The sequence below is a fragment of the Lolliginicoccus lacisalsi genome, from assembly GCF_014841105.1.
In the GTDB taxonomy this organism is placed as follows: domain Bacteria; phylum Actinomycetota; class Actinomycetes; order Mycobacteriales; family Mycobacteriaceae; genus Lolliginicoccus; species Lolliginicoccus lacisalsi.
The window spans coordinates 416,807-437,361 of record NZ_JACYWE010000001.1; the positions used below are offsets into that span (position 1 = coordinate 416,807).

The window sequence follows — 20,555 nt, forward strand, 5'->3', positions numbered from 1 at the left end:
ATGACATCGACCCCAGCACGATCCAACCCAGCAGCCTCGCCCCCGGGAGCCAGGTTCCCGGCGGGGACCTTCACCCCCGCGCCCCAGGCGAACCGGGCACTACCCATGCTCGCCGCCCAGGCCCGCCTCGAGCTGCTGCTCCTGCTGCGCAACGGCGAGCAACTCCTGCTCACCCTGCTGATCCCCATCACCCTGCTCATCGGGTTCACGATCCTGCCGGTCGGAACAGTCAGCGAGCCCCGGGCCGCCGCCATCATCCCCGGCATCCTCGCGCTCGCCATCATGTCCACCGCGTTCACCGGCCAAGCCATAGCCGTGGGGTTCGACAGGCGCTACGGGGCCCTCAAGCGGCTCGGCGCCACGCCGCTGCCCACCTGGGCAATCATCGGCGGCAAGTCCGCCGCGGTCATCATCGTCGTTGCGCTCCAGATGGTCGTGCTCGGCGCGATCGCCCTCGCGCTCGGCTGGCGGCCCGCTCCGCTCGACCTGCTCGCCAGCATTCCCGCCGTGGCCGTCGGCACAGTGGCGTTCGCGGCGCTCGGGCTGTTCCTCGGCGGCTGGCTGCGTGCCGAGATCGTCCTCGCGCTCGCCAACCTCCTGTGGTTCGTCCTCGCAGGCATCGGCAGCATCGTGCTCGCGTCCAGCATCACCCCCGGCACCGCACCTGCTAGCAGCGCTGCCACCATCGCGGAGCTCACGCCGTCCGGCGCGCTCGTCGCCGGCCTCCAGGAAGGGCTCGCCGGCCAGGCCGGTCCGCTGCCGTTGCTGGTCCTCGCGGCCTGGGCCGTCCTGTTCACCGTCGGCGCTGCCCGCACCTTCCGCTTCACCTGATCCGGCACAGGCGCGGGCACGAGGTCTGGGGCGAGGCGGCGATCACCCCGCCCGACCCTCTACCATCGTCACCGTGATACGTGCATACCTGAGCCTGGTCGAGCGACTGCCGCTCCCGTTGCTGCGCACCCAGCGGATCATCGCGATCCTCGTCATCCTCACGCAGGCGGGCATCGCCGTCACTGGTTCCATCGTGCGTGTCACCGCCCCCGGGCTCGGGTGCCCGACCTGGCCGCAATGCTTCCCTGGATCATTCACCCCCATGCCCGTCGAGGAGGTAGCCACCCTCCATCAGGTCGTGGAGTTCGGCAACCGGCTGCTCACCTTCATCGTTGTGGCCGTGGCGATCGCCATCGTGCTCGCGGTCACGCGCGCGCACCGCCGCCGCGAGATCGTTGCCTACGCCTGGGTGATGCCACTATCCACCGCGTTGCAGGCCGTCATCGGCGGCATCACCGTGCTCACGGGCCTGCTGTGGTGGACGGTAGCGATCCACCTGCTCGTCTCGATGGCAATGGTGTGGATCGCTGTGGTCCTCTACGGCAAGATCAGCGAGCCCGACGACGGGGAGACGCGAGCCGTGGTGCCCGGTCCCCTCCGCGCGCTCACGGCTCTCTCCGGCGCAGCGCTCATCGCGACGCTCATCGCCGGGACCATGGTCACGGCCGCGGGCCCCCACGCCGGGGACGATTCCGTGGCGCGCCTCAAGATCGAGATCGTCACCCTCGCGCACGCCCACTCGCAGTTCACCGTGGCCTACCTCGCCCTCGTCGTGGGCCTCGGCTTCGGCCTCGCCGCGATCCGGGCGCCCCGCAAAGTGCTGCGCGCGCTCGGCCTCCTCGTCATGGCGATCATCGCGCAGGCCATCCTTGGTGTCACCCAGTACGCGCTGCAGGTCCCTGCTCAGCTCATCCCGTTGCACATCGCGGGAGCAGCGCTCTGCACCGCCGCCACGGCCGCGCTCTGGAACACCATGACCACCCGCGAGGCACCCGTCCCGGCACGGCCCGGGCCCGGGGAGCGCATCGCGCAGCCCGCCTCGAGCTAGGAGTTCGCTACCCACCCAGCCATGCGCAATGCATGGCCAGGAGCCGGGGTCGCCACCGAAGTGAGCTCACGATCCCACTCGGCCTCCTCCAGGTTGTCTGTCTGCTCCACCAGCGCCCGCGCGGTGGCCAGGTCGGCCACGACCTGATCACCGAGGATCCCGTCCGCGCCCACCAGCGTCACGCGCACACCGATGCGCCCGAGCGGCTGCAGCACAGCCTTGGCGGAACCACCATGGGCACCGATGAACTCCTTCACCGCTGATGCCGCGCTACCGGGCACCACGGCCCCCTCCTGAATCTGGTTCTCACTCATAGCCACAGGTTACCGGCAGGCCTGCTCGCGTGGACATCCGGTAAGGGTGTAGAACACAGTTCATGCGTGCAATCCAGGTGAACCGACACGGCGGCCCCGACGTCCTCGAGCCCCGCGAGCTGCCCGACCCCACCCCAGGCACCGGGGAGCTCCTCGTGCGGACCGACGCGATCGGCGTCAACTTCATCGATGTCTACTTCCGCACCGGTGCCTACCCCACCGAGCTGCCCTACATTCCCGGCTCGGAGGCAACCGGCACCATCGTCGCGATCGCCGACGACGTGGCGAGATTCTCGCTCGGCGACCGGATCGCCTGGGCCGCGGCCCCCGGCAGCTACGCCGAGCTCGTCCGCGTCCCTGCCAGCGTCGCCGTGGCCGTCCCCGAGTCGGTGGAACCAGAAGTCGCCGCATCGATCCTGCTGCAAGGCATGACAGCGCACTACCTGATCAATTCCGTGCACTGCCTCGAGCCGGGCGAGACGATTCTCGTCCACGCGGGCGCCGGCGGCGTGGGCCTCCTGCTCACCCAGCTCGCGGTGGCACGAGGCGCGACCGTTATCACCACCGTCTCCACCGACGAGAAGGAACAGCTCACCCGGGAAGCCGGGGCTGCCCACGTGCTTCGCTACGGTCCCGATCTCGCCCAGCGCGTGCGCGACCTCACAGGCGGGCAAGGCGTCGACGCCGTGTTCGACGGAGTGGGTCGCGACACCTTCGACGCCAGCCTCGCCAGCGTGCGGGTGCGCGGGATGGTGGCGCTCTTCGGCGCCGCCAGCGGCCCGGTGCCCCCGCTTGATCCCCAGCGCCTCAACCAAGCCGGATCGGTGTTTCTCGCCCGCCCCTCGCTCGGCCACTTCCTGCGCACCCGCGAGGAGCTGCAATGGCGCGCCGGGGAGATCCTTGGCGCCATCGCGGACGGGACCCTCACACCCCGGGTGGGAGCGCGCTATCCCCTGGCAGAAGCAGCGCGGGCCCACCAGGACCTCGAGGGGCGCCGCACCACGGGGTCGATCGTCCTGCTGCCGTAGAGCCGCGCCTGGCGGCGGTGGCACGGGCGGCGCGGGCGGCGGTCCATCGGCGGCGCGGGCGGTAAAAGCACCGGAAACGGGCAAACGCGATAGAAAATACACTGGTCAATCCAGAGTTTCTATCGCGTTTGCGGCGTCGAGGTCCACCAGCGGCGGCGAGGTCCCCCAGCGGCGGCGAGGCCCACCAGCGGCGGCGGCGCGCGGTCGCTATCCGGCGAGGATCTCGCCGAGGGTAGCGAAGCCAAGCACGGAGTCCACGGCGAGGGCGAAGAACACGGCCGCGAGGTAGTTGTTCGACATCAGGAAGAGCTTGAGCGGCTTGACGGGCTCGCCGGCCTTGACGCCCGTGTAGAGGCGGTGCGCCATGACGAGGAACCAGATTCCCACCACGAGCGCTGCGGCCGCGTAGATCACGCCGGTCCACCACGCGAGCACCAATGTGGTCACGACGGTGGCCCAGGTGTAGATCACGATCCGCCTGGTCACCCCGGCCTCGTCCATGACGACGGGCAGCATGGGCACGCCAGCGACGCGGTAGTCCTCCTTGTAGCGCATCGCGAGCGCCCAGGTGTGCGGAGGCGTCCAGAAGAACACGATGAGGAACATGACGAGGGCGGGCCATTCGAGGGTGCCGGTGGTGGCTGCCCAGCCGATCATGACGGGCATGCATCCCGCGGCGCCGCCCCACACGATGTTCTGCGACGTACGGCGCTTGAGGATCATCGTGTAGATGAAGATGTAGAACAAGATCGTCGCCACGGCGAGGAGCCCAGCGAGCAGGTTGGTGGCCCACCAGAGCCAGGCGAAGGATCCCGCTCCGAGCAGCAGGCCGAAGACCAGCGCGTGGGATGTGGGAACCGCATCGCGTGCAAGGGGCCGCCGGGCGGTCCGCTTCATCACCTTGTCGATGTCGGCGTCGACAACACAGTTGAGGCTGTTGGCGCTCGCTGCCGCCATCGTCCCGCCGAACAGCGTGGCGAGGATCAGCAGCGGGTCAACGGTGCCTCGCGAGGCGAGCAGCATCGCGGGGATCGTCGTGACGAGGAGGAGCTCGATGACGCGCGGCTTGGTCAGCGCCACATAGGCCATGACCTTGCTGCGTGCCTGGCCGAGCATGCCGCGAGGCGTCCCGGGACGCTCGCCGCCCGCTTCCCCACGTGCCTCGTGCGCGCTCGGGGCGAAGCCATGCCCGTTGCCTGCTTGCGCCCTCATCCGCACTTTGTCTCCTAGCGATACCTGGACTCACTTTGCGTGATGGCGTGCCCGCGCGCAGGGGCCGCTCGCCAGGATCCTCGTTTCGTTCCGGTGCCTACAGACCATGATGGTAGTCGGAGCGGTCGAACCTGCCGAATCACGGTATCCCATGAGCTTGTCCCGCGACTCGCTGGCTCCAGATTCGCCGCCAGGGCGGCCGGGATGGCACCATTGAGCAGGGAGACCATCGGTCCACTACTGTTCCAGCATTCCAGGAGAAGCCAACCAGTGTCGGTTACAGACGAGATCCGCACCTTGACACCCCCTCACCTACCCGATGACTGGACGGAGCTCGACACTCGTGCCGTCGACACGATCCGGGTGCTGGCAGCCGATGCCGTTCAGCATTGCGGGAGCGGGCACCCAGGCACCGCGATGAGCCTCGCTCCGCTCGCCTATGTGCTCTACCAGCGGGTCATGCGCCACGACCCGACCGACCCGGAGTGGGTGGGCCGCGACCGCTTTGTCCTTTCCTGCGGTCACTCCAGCCTCACCCAGTACATCCAGCTCTATCTCTCCGGCTATGGCCTCGAGCTCGATGACCTGAAGCAGCTCCGCAAGTGGGGAAGCCTCACCCCCGGCCACCCCGAGTACGGGCACACTTCCGGTGTCGAGATCACCACCGGCCCCCTCGGCCAGGGCCTCGCGTCCGCCGTGGGCATGGCCATGGCGGCCCGCCGCGAGCGCGGCCTCCTCGACCCGTCCGCACCGGTCGGCCAGAGCCTGTTCGATCACAACATCTATGTGATCGCTTCCGATGGCGACATCGAGGAAGGCGTGACCTCCGAGGCATCCTCGATCGCGGGCGTGCAGCAGCTCGGCAACCTGGTGGTCTTCTACGATGCCAACGAGATCTCCATCGAGGATGACACCGCCATCGCGCTCGGCGAGGATGTGGCCAAGCGCTACGAGGCCTACGGCTGGCACGTGGAACAGGTGCAGGGCGGCGAGAACGTCACCGGCATCCTCGAGGCGATCGAGCGGGCCCAGCAGATCACCGACAAGCCTTCCATCATCATCCTGCGCACGATCATCGGCTACCCCGCGCCGAACAAGATGAACACCGGAGCCTCCCACGGCGCCGCGCTCGGCGCGGACGAGGTCGCTGCGGTGAAGTCCGCGCTCGGCTTCGATCCCGAGGCCAGCTTCGATGTCGATCCCGCCGTCATCGATCACGCCCGCGAGGTCGTCAAGCGCGGTCAGCAGGCGCACACCGAGTGGCAGCAGCAGTTCGACGAGTGGGCCAGCGCGAACAGTGAGGCCAAGGAACTGTTCGACCGCCTGTACGCGGGCCAGTTCCCGGACGGCTGGGCATCGCACTTGCCGACCTGGGAGCCCGACGAGGCCGGCGTGGCTACCCGCAAGGCCTCCGGCAAGACGCTCGCCGCGCTCGGACCGATCCTGCCGGAGCTGTGGGGCGGCTCCGCGGATCTCGCCGAGTCGAACAATACGACCATCCCCGGCTCGCCCTCGTTCGGCCCGGAGAGCATCTCCACCACCCACTGGAAGGCGCAGCCATTCGGCCGCACCCTTCACTTCGGGGTGCGCGAGCACGCGATGGGCTCGATCCTCAACGGCATCGTGCTGCACGGCCCCACTCGCGCCTATGGCGGCACGTTCCTCGTGTTCAGCGACTACATGCGCCCGGCGGTGCGCCTCGCGGCCCTGATGCAGATTCCGGCGCTGTACGTGTGGACTCATGATTCCATCGGTCTCGGCGAGGACGGCCCCACCCACCAGCCGATCGAGCATCTCGCGGCCCTGCGCGCCATCCCGAACATGTCGGTGGTGCGGCCCGGCGACGCGAACGAGACCAGCTTCGCCTGGAAGGCCGCGCTCGAGCACCGCACCGGCCCCACCGCGCTCGCCCTGACCCGCCAGAACGTGCCCGTCCTCGAGGGGACGCGCGAGAAGGCTGCCGAGGGCGTGGCACGCGGCGCGTACATCCTGAACGACGCCGAGGCCTCGGACCTCCAGGTGATCCTGCTGGCCACCGGTTCCGAGCTGCAGCTCGCGGTCGATGCCCGCGCCACGCTCGAGTCGGAGGGAATCGGCACCCGCGTGGTATCCGTTCCTTGCCTCGACTGGTTCGAGCAGCAGGATGCCGAGTACCAGGAAAGCGTGCTGCCCGCTGCGGTTCGCGCTAGGGTCACGGTAGAGGCGGGCATCGCGATGCCCTGGCATCGCCACCTCGGCTCGTATGGCAAGGCCGTGTCGCTCGAGCACTTCGGTGCCTCGGCCGACTACAAGACCTTGTTCCGCGAGTTCGGCATCACCACCGATGCTGTCATCGACGCGGCTCGCGCCACGCTTGCCGCCGCCCGATAACTCCACACCAGACTCCCCACCGCGGTGCCACGGTCTGCCTGCCCTCCGGCCGAGGCAGCACGTGGCACCGCTTGATTTCCAAGGTTGGCTACCGTGCCCGATACCCAGAACAGCAACCTGGCCCAGCTCAGCGCTGCCGGTGTCTCCGTATGGCTCGATGATCTCTCCCGCGAGCGGCTCGATTCCGGGAACCTCGCCGAGCTGATCGCCACCCGCAGCGTCGTGGGCGTCACCACCAACCCCACGATCTTCCAGGGCGCCCTCGCCCAGGGCGATGCCTACGAGGCACAGTTCACCGAGCTCGTCGAGCGGGGAGCCAACGTCGACGAGGTCATCCGTGTGCTGACCACCGATGACGTGCGGCGCGCCTGCGATGTGCTCGCTCCCGTCTACGAGGCCAGCGGCGGCATCGACGGCCGCGTCTCCATCGAGGTCGATCCACGGCTCGCCCATGACACCATCTCCACCGTCGCGCAGGCTCTGGAGCTGTGGAAGATCGTCGATCGGCCCAACGTGCTGATCAAGATCCCCGCCACTGAGGCCGGCCTGCCCGCCATCACCCGGGTCATCGGCGAGGGTGTCAGCGTGAACGTCACCCTGATCTTCTCCGTGCACCGCTACGAGGCGGTCATCGGTGCTTTCCTCGCCGGGCTCGAGAAGGCCCGCCATATCGGCCGTGACATCTCGCACGTGCACTCGGTGGCCTCGGTCTTCGTCTCCCGCGTCGACACCGAGATCGACAAGCGCCTCGAGCAGATCGGCACGGCCGAGGCGCTCGCGCTTCGGGGCAAGGCAGGACTGGCCAATGCGCGCCTCGCCTACGCGTTGTTCGAGCGGGTCTTCGGCGGCTCCAACGACCTGTGGAACACTCTCGCGCACTCGGGAGCGCACGCGCAGCGGCCCCTCTGGGCCTCAACGGGCGTGAAGAACCCCGAGTATCCCGACACCCTCTACGTCACCGAGCTCGTTGCGCCGCAGACGGTCAACACCATGCCGGAGAAGACCCTCGAGGCGACGGCCGACCATGGCTCGGTGCATGGTGACACGATCCGCGGCACCGCGGAGGAGTCGCAGCAGGTCTTCGACGCGCTCACTGCGGCCGGCATCGACCTCGATGACGTTTTCGCGCAGCTCGAGACGGAGGGCGTGGACAAGTTCGAGAAGTCCTGGGGCGAGCTGCTCGACGCGATCGACGCGCAGATCCGCGACGCGCGAGCGCAGGGCTGACCGGCCAGGGAACATGGCCACGCCCGACATCCTCGTCCACCCGGATGCCACCACGCTTGCCTGCGCTGCGGCACAGGACCTCGCTGACGCGATCGCGGCAGCGCAACGCCGCTACGGCAGTGCCAGCATCGTGGTCACTGGCGGGAGCACGGGCATCGCCGTGCTCGAGCAGCTTCGCGAGCATGAGGGCCTGGACTGGTCGCGGCTCGACCTCTTCTGGGGCGACGAGCGGTTCCTGCCCACCGGGCACCCGGATCGCAATGACACGCAGGCCGATGAGGCGATGATCGCTCATGTGCCGCTCGCCGCCGCCCGGATCCACAGGATGCCCGCAAGCGAGGGCAAGCTCGCCGACGATCCGGAGCAGGCCGCGCGGACCTACGAGGAGCACCTGCATCACCTGGGCAATGGCAAGCTGCCACGCTTCGATGTGCACTTGCTGGGGATGGGTCCGGACGGCCACATCAATTCCCTCTTCCCGCACGACCCCGCGCTCGGTCAGCAAGACCGCCACGTGGTGGGCGTGACAGCCTCCCCCAAGCCGCCCGCGCAACGCATCACGCTCACCCTCCCCGCGGTGCAGCACAGCACCGAGGTGTGGCTGCTGGTCTCCGGGGCGGCCAAGGCACCCGCTGTGGCTGCAGCGCTGCGCGGTGCCCCGGCCGGGGAATGCCCCGCCGCCGCCGCGAACGGGGTGCTGCGCACCGCCTGGTACCTCGACCGCGATGCAGCGAGCGAATTGCCGTGAAGCGCCATGAGATCGTCAACCTCGCCGCGTTCCTCGCGCTCGCTGGCGGGCTGTGCTTCCACGCCGCACTGCTCTGGCCCGAGGTGCCGGAAAGCTGGGGCGCATGGCGCCGGATCGGCGTGCTGGCGTGCGTGTTGCTCCTCGTCCCGGCCGCGGCCTGGGCGGCACGGAGCTACGCGGGCCGCTCGTCACGGTTCCTGGGCCGCTCCTATGCGGTGCTCGCCGGCGCGGGCATCGCTGTCGATCTGCTCGCCGGCCGCTTCTGGGAGGCACTCTCCAGCGCTTTGGGCGTGGCGGTGATACTCGCGGCAGTCCTGGTGCTCGGCATCGCCCCGTGGATCGATCGCATCACCCGATCCCCTGGCTCCACCTCCGAGGACGCTGCCGTGGCACGCACGGAGAGCGTTGCTTCCGCCCCCGCCATCGTTCCCGCGCGGCACTTGTCGCGACGGGAAATGATCAACGTGACCGCGAGCACGATCCTGACCGTCACCGCGGCCCTGATGACGGTCACTCGCTGGCTCGAGCTCGACCGCCCCGAAGGCGCATCGCTCGGCGCGTACTGGCAATCGTGGGTGCTGGTCCTGTGCATCGCCATGATCACCGCGGTCAGCGTCTGGTCAGCCCGCAACTACTGGCGCCTCACGGTGCCGTTCCTCGCGGTGCTCTACGCGAGCCTCGGCGTCGTCACCGTGCTCGGATACCTCATGACCGCCCGCTACGTGAACGCAGCGAGCATCGCGGTCGCCACGCCAATCCTCATTGCTCTCGTGCACCAGCGCGGGATCAGGGCCTGGATCGAGAGCCACACCGAATCCTCCCCCAGCCCCCCATCGCTCACCGCCTAGCATCCCCGCTGGCCCTAGCATCCCCGCTGGCCCTAGCATCCCTGCTGGCCCTAGCATCCCCGCTGTCTAGGGCACCATGAGGGCGTCAGGGCCGTCGTGGCCCGGCGCACGAATCAGCCGTAGCGGACCTGCATGCCCATGCCGACGATCGCCACTGCCCACACGATCGCCACGTACACGGTGATGCGGTTGAGGTTCTTCTCGGCAACGGTGGAGCCCGCCAGGCTCGACTGCATTCCGCCACCGAACAGCGATGACAGTCCGCCGCCCTTGGCGCGGTGCAGCAGCACGAGCAACACCATGATGAGGCTCGTGCTGACGAGCAGGATGTCCAGGAACAGTGACATGGAACTCTTTCTCGCAGGTGTGTGACGTCCTGACGCGCCCGGGGGCCGTCAGGGCGGTGCTGGCTCGTTGTCTGGCGTGAGCTTACCTGCCCGGCGATCCGGTTTCGAATCGCCAGACCGGCAAGCAGCACGATGGCGGGAGCGCTGGGCGGCGGAGCTGGCTAGAACGGGCCGCCCGCGGCGATGGCGCACAACTGGGCGAAGTCATCCGATTTCAGGGAGGCCCCGCCAACGAGGGCGCCATCGACATCGGATTCCGCGATGAGGGAGCGAACATTCTTCGCGCTGACCGAACCGCCATAGAGGATCCGCATGGAGCCTGCCGTCTCCGGCGAGGCGACGCGAGCGAGCTCGGACCGGATGGCCGCGCACACCTCCTGGGCGTCGGCCGCCGACGCGACCTTGCCAGTGCCGATCGCCCACACGGGCTCGTAGGCGATGACGACCTTGGGCAGATCCTTGCTGCTGATGCCTTCGAGGGAGCCGCGCAGCTGCCCGAGGTTGTGCTCGACGTGCTCGCCGGCCTCCCGGACGTCGAGGCCTTCGCCGATGCAGATGATGGGAATGATCCCGTGCTTGAGCGCGGCCTTGGCCTTGCTCGCCACGATCGCGTCATCCTCGTGGTGGTGGGTACGTCGCTCCGAGTGGCCGACCACCGCGTAGGTGCAGCCCAGCTTGGCGAGCATGGGCCCACTGATCTCGCCGGTGTAGGCGCCGGAATCATGCACCGAGATGTCCTGCGCACCGTAGCGGAGCTTGAGCTTGTCGCTGTCGATGATCTGCTGCACGCTGCGCAGGTCGGTGAACGGCGGCAGCACCGCGACATCGACCTTGCCGTAGTACTTGCTGGGGAGGGCGAACGAGATCTTCTGGACGAGCGCGATGGCCTCCAGGTGATTCATGTTCATCTTCCAGTTGCCCGCGATCAGCGGTGTCCGTGGCATCGATCAGACCCCCGTCGGCTTGCTGAGCACCGTGATGCCCGGCAGGTCCTTGCCCTCCAGGTATTCCAGCGAGGCGCCACCACCGGTGGAGATGTGCGAGAAGCCACTCTCGGGCAGGCCGAGCGCGCGCACCGCTGCAGCGGAATCACCACCGCCGACGACCGAGAACGCTCCCTTGCTGGTGGCCTCGATGATGGCCTCGGCGACTCCGCGCGTGCCGAGGGCGAACTTCTCCATCTCGAACACGCCCATGGGGCCGTTCCAGAAGATGGTGCGGGACTCGGCGAGCACGGCCGCGAACAGGCGCACCGATTCCGGTCCGATATCCAGGCCCATCCATTCATCCATCATGGCGGTGGCCGCGACCGTGTTCGAATCGGACTCCTCGTTGAACTCGGTGGCGACCTCGATGTCGGTGGGCAGGTGGATGACGTCGCTATAGCGCTCGAGCAGTTCCTTGCAGGTGTCGATCATTTCTTCCTGCAGGAGCGAGGTGCCGACCTGCAGGCCCTGCGCGGCGAGGAAGGTGAAGCACATGCCGCCGCCGATGATGAGGGAATCAACCTTGGGCGCGAGCGCCTCGATCACGGCGAGCTTGTCCGAGACCTTGGAGCCGCCGAGCACCACCGTGTAGGGGCGCTCGGGGGATTCTGTGAGGTTGGCGAGCACCTCGACCTCGGCGGCGACGAGGCCCCCGGCGTAGCTCGGCAGCAGCTCGGCGACGTCGAACACGGAGGCTTGCTTGCGGTGCACCACGCCGAAGCCGTCGGAGACGAACGCCCCGTCCGGCCCGGCGAGCGCAGCGAGGTCGCGGGCCATTGCTTGCCGCTCTCCATCGTCCTTGCTGGTCTCCCGCGGATCGAAGCGGACATTCTCCACGAGCAGCACGTCGCCCTCGGTCAGGCCGGCAGCGCGCTCCTGCGCATCCTGGCCCACCACGTCGCCGGCGAGCTGGATGTAGCGGTCGAGCTCGTCGCCGAGGCGCTGTGCCACCGGCGCGAGGGACAGGGCGGGGTCCGTGCTGCCCTTGGGGCGGCCGAGGTGGGCAGTGACGATCACGCGCGCCCCGGCGTCAGCGAGCGCGCCGATCGTGGGGGCCGAGGCGATGATGCGGCCGGCATCGGTGATCCTGCCGTCCTTGAGCGGCACGTTCAGGTCGGAACGGACCAGGATCGTTCGGCCGTCCACGCCAGCATCGAGCAATTCCTTCAGCGTCTTCACAGTCATACAGTATGTCCCCAGTCCCTCACAGCGATGCACCGACCATCCCAACGAGATCGGCGAGGCGGTTCGAGTAGCCCCACTCGTTGTCATACCAGCTGACCACTTTCACGTGGTCGCCGACCACCTTGGTCAGCGGTGCATCGAAGATCGACGAATGCGCATCGGTCACGATATCGCTTGACACTAGCGGGGCATCGCTGAACTTGAGAATTCCCCGCATCGGGCCCTCGGCCGCGGCCGCCCGATAGGCCTCGTTGATGTCCTCGATGCTCGCGCGGGAGCGCACCACGGCGGTCAGGTCGGTGATCGATCCCACCGGCACGGGCACGCGCAGCGCGTAGCCGTCGAGCTTGCCATCGAGGTGCGGGATCACCCGGCCGATGGCCTTTGCCGCGCCCGTGGAGGTGGGCACGATGTTCATCGCGGCCGCGCGCCCCCGCCGGAGGTCGCGGTGCGGGCCGTCCTGGAGGTTCTGGTCCTGGGTGTAGGCGTGGATGGTGGTCATCAGGCCATGCTCGACACCGAACTCGTCGTCGAGCACCTTGACGAGCGGGGCGAGGCAGTTGGTGGTGCAGGACGCGTTGGAGAGGATGTCCTGGCTGCCGTCATAGTGGTCGTCATTGACGCCCATGACGACCGTGAGGTCATCGCCCTTGGCCGGGGCGGAGATGATGACCTTGCGCGCGCCCGCCTCGAGGTGGCCCCGCGCCTTAGTGGCGTCGGTGAACCGGCCCGTGGCCTCGATCACCACGTCAACGCCGAGTTCGCCCCAGGGCAGCGCCGCGGGGCCCTCCTTAATCGACAGGGCACGGATGCGCCGACCATCGACGACCAGCGCGTCCTCCTCGACCACGACCTCGCCCGGGTACCTGCCCAGGATCGTGTCGAAGCGCAGCAGGTGCGCGAGCGTCTCGTTCTCGGTGAGGTCGTTGATCGCCACGATCTCGATGTCGTCGCCCCGGGACTCCCGGAGCTCATCGATGGCGCGGTACAGGTTCCGGCCGATCCTGCCGAAGCCATTGATGCCAACTCGGACTGTCACGGTGGGCTCCTTCACGTGGGACGTGCATGATCACCGACGAGGTTGCCCACCACAGTAGCCGCGTGAGGCGAGGATTTCCGCTGCCGAGCAGACCGTTCGCGCCGTCCTAACCGGGGAAACACCGATGTAACCCGCGCTGGCGGCTACGCGTCCTCGAGCAGCTCCGGGGTCACGGCGGACTCGGTATCGGGCATCCCCATCTCGCGGGCACGCCGGTCGGCCATCGACAGCAGGCGCCGGATGCGCCCTGCCACCGCGTCCTTCGTCAAGGCCGGATCAGCGAGCTGGCCGAGCTCCTCGAGGGAGGACTGCCGGTGCTGGATGCGCAGGCGTCCGGCCGCGGCGAGATGCTCGGGGGCCTCTTCGCCGAGGATCTCCAGCGCGCGCTCGACCTTGGCCGCGGCCGCGACCGCGGCCCGCGCGGACCGGCGCAGGTTCGCGTCATCGAAGTTCGCCAAGCGGTTCGCGGTAGCGCGGACCTCCCGGCGGATTCGCCGCTCCTCCCACACCAGCCGGACATCCTGCGCGCCCATCCGGGTCAGCAGCGCGCCTATGGCGTCGCCGTCCCGGACGACCACTCGGTCCGCGCCCCGCACCTCGCGCGCCTTGGCGGTGATGCCCATGCGCCGCGCCGCTCCGACGAGCGCCATGGCGGCCTCGGGCCCGGGGCACCCTATCTCGAGCGCGGCCGAGCGCCCTGGCTCGGTGAGGGAGCCATGCGCGAGGAACGCGCCCCGCCAGGCCGCCTCGGCGTCGGCGATGCCGCCACCCACCACGTGCGCGGGCAGGCCACGCACGGGGCGGCCACGCAGGTCGAGCAGGCCGGTCTGCCGCGCGAGCGCCTCGCCGTCCTTCGCGACACGCACCACGTAGCGAGTGTTCTTGCGAATTCCGGTTGCGCCGATGACATGGATCTCGGACGGGTAGCCATAGAGCTCATGGATGTCGCGCCGCAGGCGCCGGGCCACCGAACCGGTATCGACGTCCGCCTCGACGACCACGCGCCCTGCCACGATATGCAGCCCGCCGGAGAACCGCAGCAGCGAGGACACCTCCGCCTTGCGGGCGCTCACCTGGGTGATGGACAGCCGGCTCAGCTCATCCTTGACCTCCGCAGTCATTGCCACGGTGTCGTTTCCTTCCGATCGTTCCTCGGGTCACTTCCTGGGCGCGATCGCACGAGCCATCCCGCTGGGCGTCGAGCGCTGGCGTCATTCGGCGAGAACATCACCGAGAACCGCGCCGAGCTTGCCGACGTCATGCTTGCTGGTCCCATGCACGGATACATCGGCGTATCGCACCTCGGCACCTAGTTGGGCGGCCGCCCGGGCGAGATGAGCGCGCTCGCTGCCCGGGGGCACGGTGCCGCTATCCACGATGATCTGGTCGACGCGAAAACTAGGTGCGTGTTGCGAGAGTACGTGAAGATGCCGCTCAGCGGAGAATCCAGCGGTCTCCCCGGCCTGCGGGCCGAGGTTCAGCACGAGCGCCCGCCGGGCCCGGGTACGGATGAGCGACTCCCGCTGCTCCGGCACCAGCACGTGCGGGATGACGCTGCTGAACCACGAACCCGGGCCCAGCACAACAAGATCCGCGTTGTCGATCGCCTCGACGGCCTCCGTGCACGCCACCGGGCTACCGGGGAGCAGCCGCACCCGCCGCACCCTGCCGGGAGTCGTCGCGACCGCGACCTGCCCGCGGATCACGCGACTGATCCGGGGATCCTCCTCGAGACCGACGACATCAGCCTCTATCTGCAGCGGGATGGTCGCCATGGGGAGCACGCGCCCGTCGAGCTGAAGGATCCGGCCAAGCTCGTCGAGCGCGGCGATGATGTCGTTCTTGACCTCCGCCAGGCCGGCCAGGATGAGGTTGCCCACCGCGTGCCCGGCGAGCGCGCCGGTGCCCCGGAACCGATGCTGGACGACATCGCGCCACAGACGGGCGTGCTCGTCGTCCCCGGCGAGGGCAGCGAGCGCCATGCGCAGGTCCCCCGGCGGGACGAGGTTGAGCTCGGACCGCAGGCGGCCCGAGGATCCGCCATCGTCGGCGACAGTGACGACGGCGGTGATGTCCTTGGTGAGGGTGCGGGCAGCAGTGAGGGTGGCGTACAGACCGTGCCCGCCGCCGAGCGCGACGACGGCCGGGGTCATTCCTTCCCCAGATCCCGGTGGCGGGTGCGCACCGTCAGCTCGGTGTCCTCGGCGAGCATCGCGGCGAGCGCCTCGGTCATGGCGACGCTGCGATGCTTGCCGCCCGTGCAGCCCACGCCGATCGTCATGTAGCGCTTGCCCTCGACGCGATAGCCCCGCAGCACGGGCTCGAGCAGCTCGCGGAACGTGCCGAGGAACTGCTTGGCCCCGTCCTGGGCCAGCACGTAGTCCCGGACGCCCTCGTCCTGCCCGGTGTAGCTGCGCAGCTCCGGGATCCAGTGCGGGTTCGGCAGGAACCGCACATCGACGACCATGTCCACGTCGAGCGGCAGGCCGTACTTGAACCCGAACGACAGCACCGCGACGCGGATGCTGGCGCTATCGGGATCCTCGAACGCGGGCTCGAGCCGCGCGCGGAGATCGTGGACCGACAAGCTCGAGGTGTCGATGACGATATCGGCCATGCCGCGCACCGGCGCGACGAGCTTGCGCTCCGCGCCGATCCCCTCGAGCAGCGTCCCATCTCCTTGCAGGGGATGGCTGCGGCGCACCTGCTCGAAGCGCCGCACGAGCGCCGCATCGGAAGCCTCGAGGAACACGATCCGGGGGCGGATGCCCCGCTCCGCGAGCTCGCGGGCCACCGTCTCGAGGCCGCCGGCGAAGGCCCGGCTGCGCACATCGAGGACCACCGCCAGGCGCCGGATGGGGTTCTCGGCGGTACGCCCCAGGTCGACGATCTGCGGCACGAGCGCGGCCGGGACATTGTCGACGACATACCAATCAAGATCCTCGAGCACCTTCGCCGAGGTGCCCCGCCCCGCCCCGGAGAGCCCCGTCACCAGGGCGACGTCGATGTCGGGTGGACTGCTGTGCTCGCTCACGCCATGCCGTCCTTATCGTTGTTCGCTGTCGTGCACTGCTGCTGCCACATCGCTTGCTATGGCCGAGGTTATTCGACCGGCGCGGCCCGTGGGGAGTCCTGCGCGGGATTCTCCGCGTTGAGGGCCTCGTGGACCGCGCGGGCGATCGTCCCCCCGATGCCTGGGACCCCGGTGATCTCCTCGACGCTCGCGGCCCGCAGCCGCGCCACCGAGCCGAAGCGGGTGACGAGCGCGGTCTTGCGGGCGTTGCCGAGCCCGGGGATCGCATCGAGCGCGGAGGCGGTCATGCGGCGGGAGCGCTTGGACCGGTGGAAGGCGATGGCGAAGCGGTGCGCCTCGTCGCGCACGCGCTGCAGCAGGAACAGCGCATCGCTGCCCCGCGAGAGGATCGCCGGGTACGGGTCGTCCGGGAGCCACACCTCCTCGAGGCGCTTGGCCAGCCCGATGACCGCCACGTCGGTCACGCCCAGCTCGTCGAGGACCGTCGCGGCAGCGTTGACCTGCGGCGCGCCGCCATCAACGATGTAGAGGTTGGGTGGATAGGCGAACCGGCGCGGGCGTCCCGTCGCGGGATCGATGCCCGGAACCGCTCCCCCGTTGCCGCCGTCGTCGCCGTTCTCGCTGGTTTGCGCCGCGTCGCTCGGGGATTGGTCGGCGGCGTGGCGGGCGAACCGGCGGCGCGTCACCTCCGCGATGCTCGCCACATCATCGGAGCGCCCGTCCCCCGCGGCCTCCTTGATCGCGAAGTGGCGGGAATCGGACTTGCGGGGGATGCCGTCCTCGAACACCACCAGCGAGCCCACCACATCGGTGCCCTGGACGTGGCTGATGTCGACGCACTCGATGCGCAGCGGCGCGGAATCAAGATCGAGAACTTCTTGCAGCTCCTGCAGGGCCGCCGACCGGGCGGTGAGGTCGCCCGCGCGCTTGAGCTTGTGCTGCGCGAGGGATTCCGCGGCATTGCGCTGCACGGTTTCGGCGAGCGCGCGCTTGTCGCCGCGCTGGGGCACCCGCACGGTCACGCCGGATCCGCGCTGCTCGGCGAGCCAGTGCTCCATGCTCTCGGGGTCGGGCGGCATCGACGGCACGAGCACTAGCTTGGGTATCGCGCCCGCCGTCGCGGCCTGCGGGTCCGGGGCTGCCTGCGCCAGCGCCCGCTGCTCACCGTAGAACTGCGTGAGGAACTCCTCGACGATCTCCGGCTCGCTGGCGTCCTCGACGCGCTCATTGACCCAGCCGCGCTGGCCGCGCACCCTGCCGTCGCGCACGTGGAACACCTGCACCGCTATCTCGAGGTCATCATGGGCGAACGCGATGACATCGGCATCAGTGCCGTCGCCGAGCACTACCGCCTGCTTCTCCAGGGCACGGCGCAGCGCTCCGACATCGTCGCGCAGCCGCGCGGCCTTCTCGAAGTCCAGCTCCTCCGCCGCGGCGCGCATCTCCTGCTCGAGCTGGCGGACCAGCCGATCGGTGCGCCCGGCGAGGAAGTCGCAGAAGGCCTCAACGATGCGGCGATGCTCGTCAGCGGAGACCGCGCCGGTGCAGGGAGCGGAGCACTTGTCGATGTAGCCGAGCAGGCATGGGCGACCGAGCTGCTGGTGGCGGCGCAGCACACCGGTCGAGCAGGTGCGGGCCGGGAAGACCCGCAGCAGCAGGTCGAGCGTCTCGCGGATCGCCCAGGCGTGCGAGTAGGGCCCGAAGTAGCGGACGCCCTTGCGCCGGGGTCCCCGGTAGACGAACAAGCGAGGCAGTTCCTCGTTCAGCGTGACCGCGAGCACCGGGTAGGACTTGTCATCCCGGTAGCGCACGTTGAACGGCGGATCGAACTCCTTGATCCAGTTGTACTCGAGCTGCAGCGCCTCGACCTCGGTACCGACGACGGTCCATTCGACGCCGGTGGCCGTGGTGACCATGTTGCGGGTGCGTGGCTGCAATCCCGTGATGTCCGCGAAGTAGGAGTTGAGCCGATTGCGCAGGTTCTTCGCCTTGCCCACATAGAGAACGCGGCCCGTGCCATCGCGGAACCGGTACACCCCGGGATCGGTCGGGATCGTGCCGGGAGCGGGACGGTATGTCGAGGGATCAGCCACAGCAACCAGGCTAGCGATCAGCTCCGACAGCGGGATCGTCGTGGGCCGCGCGGAAGCGTGCCTCGAGCCGGTAGTACTCCTCCAGCGCGCGGATCGCGCGCTCGCCGTCGGTGGCCTGCACGGCGACAAGGGGGATGTACTCGTCGTCGGGAAGCTCGAGGCGGGCCCATCCACCACCAGGCCGCAGGCGCACGCTGCGCACCTCGCCCCACGGGATGACGCGCTCCGAGAAGAAGTTGCGCACCCCTACGCCGTCGCTCCCGACGCGCAGCCGGGGCCGGGTGAGCAACAGGAACACCGACGACAGCGCCGCGCCGATCACGATCATCGCGACCTTGTCCTCGGGGCGGAAGCTGATCCCGGTATCGGACGTGCCGAGGAGCACCGTCAGCACGACGAAGATGCTGAACACCAGGATCGCCACCGCGATGCCCATCCAGGGCATCTTGAGCGGCCGGTGCACCAGGTCCCAGCCCGGCTCGTTGATCGCGGCCATCACGACTCCCTCCGCAGGCGACGCAGGGTCACCGCCACATCGATGGCCGCACCGCAGGCTTGCGCGCCCTTGTCCTCGGCCGAACCGGGCAGGCCCGCGCGATCGCGCGCCTGGGCCTCCGTGTTGACCGTCAGCACGCCGTTGCCCACCGGAGTGCCCTCATCGAGGGAGACCCGGGTGAGCCCGTCGGTGACCGACTGGCAGACGTAGTCGAAGTGCGGGGTGTCGCCCCGGATGACCACACCGAGCGCCACCACGGCGTCATGGGTGCGGGCGAGCTGCTGCGCCACCACCGGAAGCTCCATCGAGCCCGCCACGCGCACGAGCGTCAGCTTGCGCACCGTGCTGCGCTCCGCCACGCGCTGCGCTCCGGCGATCAGCGCCTCGGCGATCTCGGAGTGCCACTGGCCCGCCACGATCGCTACGGCAACATCGCTGGCATCGTCGAGCTGCAGGTCCGGCTGCCCCTCGCCGCTCATGAGGGCGAACCCCCGCCGAGCGCGCCGAGATCGCCCAGATCATCGAGGCCATCGAGCTCGTGCCCCATGCGATCCCGCTTGGTCCGCAGGTAGCGGATGTTCTCCTTGTTCGCCCGGATCGGCATCGCCACCCGCTCGACGATCGACAGCCCATACCCATCGAGGCCCACCCGCTTGGCGGGGTTGTTCGTCAGCAGCCGCATCGTGGAGACTCCCAGATCAACGAGGATCTGCGCGCCCGTGCCGTAGTCCCGCGCATCCGCGGGCAGCCCGAGCTGCAGGTTCGCATCGACGGTGTCCGAGCCAGCATCCTGCAGCTGGTAGGCCTGCAGCTTGTGCATGAGCCCGATCCCCCGGCCCTCATGGCCCCGCATGTACAGCACGATGCCCCGGCCCTCCTCGGCGACCATGCGCAACGCGGCATCGAGCTGGGGGCCGCAATCGCAGCGCAGCGAGCCAAAGATATCTCCGGTCAGGCATTCCGAGTGGACGCGCACGAGCACATCGGTGCCCGCGCCATCGGGGCTCTGCACGTCGCCCATCACCAGCGCCACATGCTCGACATCGTCATAGATGCTGCGGTAGCCCACAGCACGGAACTCCCCGTACGGGGTCGGGATGCGCGCCTCGGCGATGCGCACCACATGCTTCTCGTTCTTGCGCCGCCAGGAGATCAGGTCCGCGATGGAGATCATCGAGAGCCCATGCTCATCGGCGAACACCCGCAGCTCATCGGTCTGGGCCATGTGGCCCTCGTCCTTCTGGCTCACGATCTCGCAGATCGCGCCAGCCGGGCGCAGGCCGGCGAGCCGAGCGAGATCCACCGCGGCCTCGGTATGCCCGGGGCGCCGCATCACGCCGCCCTCCTTGGCCCGCAGCGGCACCACATGGCCCGGACGGGTGAAGTCCTCCGGGCGCGAGGCCGGATCGGAGAGCAACTGCATCGTCGTGGCACGATCCGCCGCCGAGATCCCGGTGCCCACGCCCAGCCGCGCATCCACGGTGACGGTGTAGGCCGTCTGGTGCTTGTCCTGGTTGACCGCATACATCGGCAGCAGGCCAAGCCGGTCGCAATCCGCGCCGTCGAGAGGCACGCACAAGTATCCGGAGGTGTAGCGCACCATGAACGCGACGAGCTCGGGGGTCGCCTTCTCGGCCGCGAAGATCAGATCGCCCTCGTTCTCGCGATCCTCGTCGTCCACCACAACGACTGCCTTGCCCGCGGCGATATCAGCGATCGCCCTCTCGACACTGTCGAATCTGACCACAG

The 20,555-nt window shown here is 69.0% G+C and carries 20 protein-coding genes; 7 read left to right on the forward strand and 13 right to left on the reverse strand.

All coding sequences use genetic code 11. From position 1 onward, the window contains the following. Together HT102_RS01905 and HT102_RS01910 are read left to right on the forward strand one after the other, a co-directional pair. Complete coding sequence (locus tag HT102_RS01905; RefSeq protein ID WP_192037710.1) at positions 1-831, forward strand: ABC transporter permease; 831 nt, start codon at positions 1-3, stop codon at positions 829-831. 64 nt (positions 832-895) lie between these two features. After that, positions 896-1,879 (forward strand): COX15/CtaA family protein, encoded by a 984-nt coding sequence (locus tag HT102_RS01910; protein ID WP_408611294.1) that lies wholly within the window; start codon positions 896-898, stop codon positions 1,877-1,879. Here HT102_RS01910 and HT102_RS01915 read toward each other — a convergent pair. Next, positions 1,876-2,160 (reverse strand): hypothetical protein, encoded by a 285-nt coding sequence (locus HT102_RS01915; protein ID WP_187774191.1) that lies wholly within the window; start codon positions 2,158-2,160, stop codon positions 1,876-1,878. The genes HT102_RS01910 and HT102_RS01915 overlap by 4 nt on opposite strands. Positions 2,161-2,255: 95 nt before the next feature. Here HT102_RS01915 and HT102_RS01920 point away from each other — a divergent pair, with 95 nt between their 5' ends. Further along, entirely contained in the window at positions 2,256-3,221 is a 966-nt protein-coding gene (locus tag HT102_RS01920) for a quinone oxidoreductase family protein (protein WP_192037712.1), read from the forward strand. A 207-nt stretch (positions 3,222-3,428) separates the two neighbouring features. Here HT102_RS01920 and HT102_RS01925 read toward each other — a convergent pair whose 3' ends face one another. After that, positions 3,429-4,337, reverse strand: coding sequence for a heme o synthase (locus HT102_RS01925; protein ID WP_225443130.1), 909 nt, complete (start codon positions 4,335-4,337; stop codon positions 3,429-3,431). Between the two features lie 366 nt (positions 4,338-4,703). Here HT102_RS01925 and tkt point away from each other — a divergent pair, with 366 nt between their 5' ends. The 4 genes from tkt to HT102_RS01945 all read left to right on the forward strand — a co-directional run bounded on the left by tkt (position 4,704) and on the right by HT102_RS01945 (position 9,626). Then, complete coding sequence (tkt, locus tag HT102_RS01930; RefSeq protein ID WP_192037714.1) at positions 4,704-6,803, forward strand: transketolase; 2,100 nt, start codon at positions 4,704-4,706, stop codon at positions 6,801-6,803. Positions 6,804-6,896: 93 nt separating this feature from the next. Then, complete coding sequence (tal, locus tag HT102_RS01935; protein ID WP_192037715.1) at positions 6,897-8,030, forward strand: transaldolase; 1,134 nt, start codon at positions 6,897-6,899, stop codon at positions 8,028-8,030. Positions 8,031-8,043: 13 nt separating this feature from the next. Then, positions 8,044-8,778, forward strand: coding sequence for a 6-phosphogluconolactonase (pgl, locus tag HT102_RS01940; RefSeq protein WP_192037716.1), 735 nt, complete (start codon positions 8,044-8,046; stop codon positions 8,776-8,778). Further along, positions 8,775-9,626 carry a hypothetical protein gene (locus tag HT102_RS01945; RefSeq protein WP_192037717.1) on the forward strand — a complete coding sequence of 284 codons (852 nt, stop codon included), beginning with the start codon at positions 8,775-8,777 and terminating at the stop codon, positions 9,624-9,626. Before pgl ends, HT102_RS01945 begins: the two co-directional genes overlap by 4 nt. Positions 9,627-9,739: 113 nt before the next feature. Here HT102_RS01945 and secG read toward each other — a convergent pair whose 3' ends face one another. The 11 genes from secG to HT102_RS02000 form a co-directional block, all read right to left on the reverse strand. Then, positions 9,740-9,973 carry a preprotein translocase subunit SecG gene (secG, locus tag HT102_RS01950; protein ID WP_192037718.1) on the reverse strand — a complete coding sequence of 78 codons (234 nt, stop codon included), beginning with the start codon at positions 9,971-9,973 and terminating at the stop codon, positions 9,740-9,742. A gap of 161 nt (positions 9,974-10,134) precedes the next feature. Continuing rightward, on the reverse strand, positions 10,135-10,917 hold the full coding sequence (tpiA, locus tag HT102_RS01955) for a triose-phosphate isomerase (RefSeq protein ID WP_192037719.1): 783 nt from the start codon (positions 10,915-10,917) through the stop codon (positions 10,135-10,137). A gap of 3 nt (positions 10,918-10,920) precedes the next feature. Continuing rightward, on the reverse strand, positions 10,921-12,144 hold the full coding sequence (locus tag HT102_RS01960; protein ID WP_192037720.1) for a phosphoglycerate kinase: 1,224 nt from the start codon (positions 12,142-12,144) through the stop codon (positions 10,921-10,923). Between the two features lie 19 nt (positions 12,145-12,163). Further along, positions 12,164-13,183, reverse strand: a complete 1,020-nt coding sequence (gap, locus tag HT102_RS01965) for a type I glyceraldehyde-3-phosphate dehydrogenase (protein WP_192037721.1) — start codon at positions 13,181-13,183, stop codon at positions 12,164-12,166. A 143-nt stretch (positions 13,184-13,326) separates the two neighbouring features. Next, the gene (whiA, locus tag HT102_RS01970) at positions 13,327-14,304 is read right to left on the reverse strand and encodes a DNA-binding protein WhiA (protein ID WP_192038006.1); all 978 of its coding nucleotides are present in this window, start codon (positions 14,302-14,304) and stop codon (positions 13,327-13,329) included. 90 nt (positions 14,305-14,394) lie between these two features. After that, positions 14,395-15,336, reverse strand: a complete 942-nt coding sequence (locus HT102_RS01975) for a gluconeogenesis factor YvcK family protein (protein ID WP_192037722.1) — start codon at positions 15,334-15,336, stop codon at positions 14,395-14,397. Beyond that, positions 15,333-16,217, reverse strand: coding sequence for an RNase adapter RapZ (rapZ, locus tag HT102_RS01980; RefSeq protein WP_192037723.1), 885 nt, complete (start codon positions 16,215-16,217; stop codon positions 15,333-15,335). The genes HT102_RS01975 and rapZ overlap by 4 nt, the downstream gene beginning before the upstream one ends. 68 nt (positions 16,218-16,285) lie before the next feature. Beyond that, entirely contained in the window at positions 16,286-18,310 is a 2,025-nt protein-coding gene (gene uvrC / locus HT102_RS01985; RefSeq protein ID WP_192037724.1) for an excinuclease ABC subunit UvrC, read from the reverse strand. Positions 18,311-18,320: 10 nt separating this feature from the next. Then, positions 18,321-18,806, reverse strand: a complete 486-nt coding sequence (locus tag HT102_RS01990; RefSeq protein ID WP_192037725.1) for a PH domain-containing protein — start codon at positions 18,804-18,806, stop codon at positions 18,321-18,323. Continuing rightward, positions 18,806-19,285, reverse strand: a complete 480-nt coding sequence (gene ribH, locus HT102_RS01995; RefSeq protein WP_192037726.1) for a 6,7-dimethyl-8-ribityllumazine synthase — start codon at positions 19,283-19,285, stop codon at positions 18,806-18,808. Before ribH ends, HT102_RS01990 begins: the two co-directional genes overlap by 1 nt. Beyond that, entirely contained in the window at positions 19,282-20,553 is a 1,272-nt protein-coding gene (locus tag HT102_RS02000; RefSeq protein ID WP_192037727.1) for a bifunctional 3,4-dihydroxy-2-butanone-4-phosphate synthase/GTP cyclohydrolase II, read from the reverse strand. Before HT102_RS02000 ends, ribH begins: the two co-directional genes overlap by 4 nt. Between the last annotated feature and the right edge of the window lie 2 nt (positions 20,554-20,555).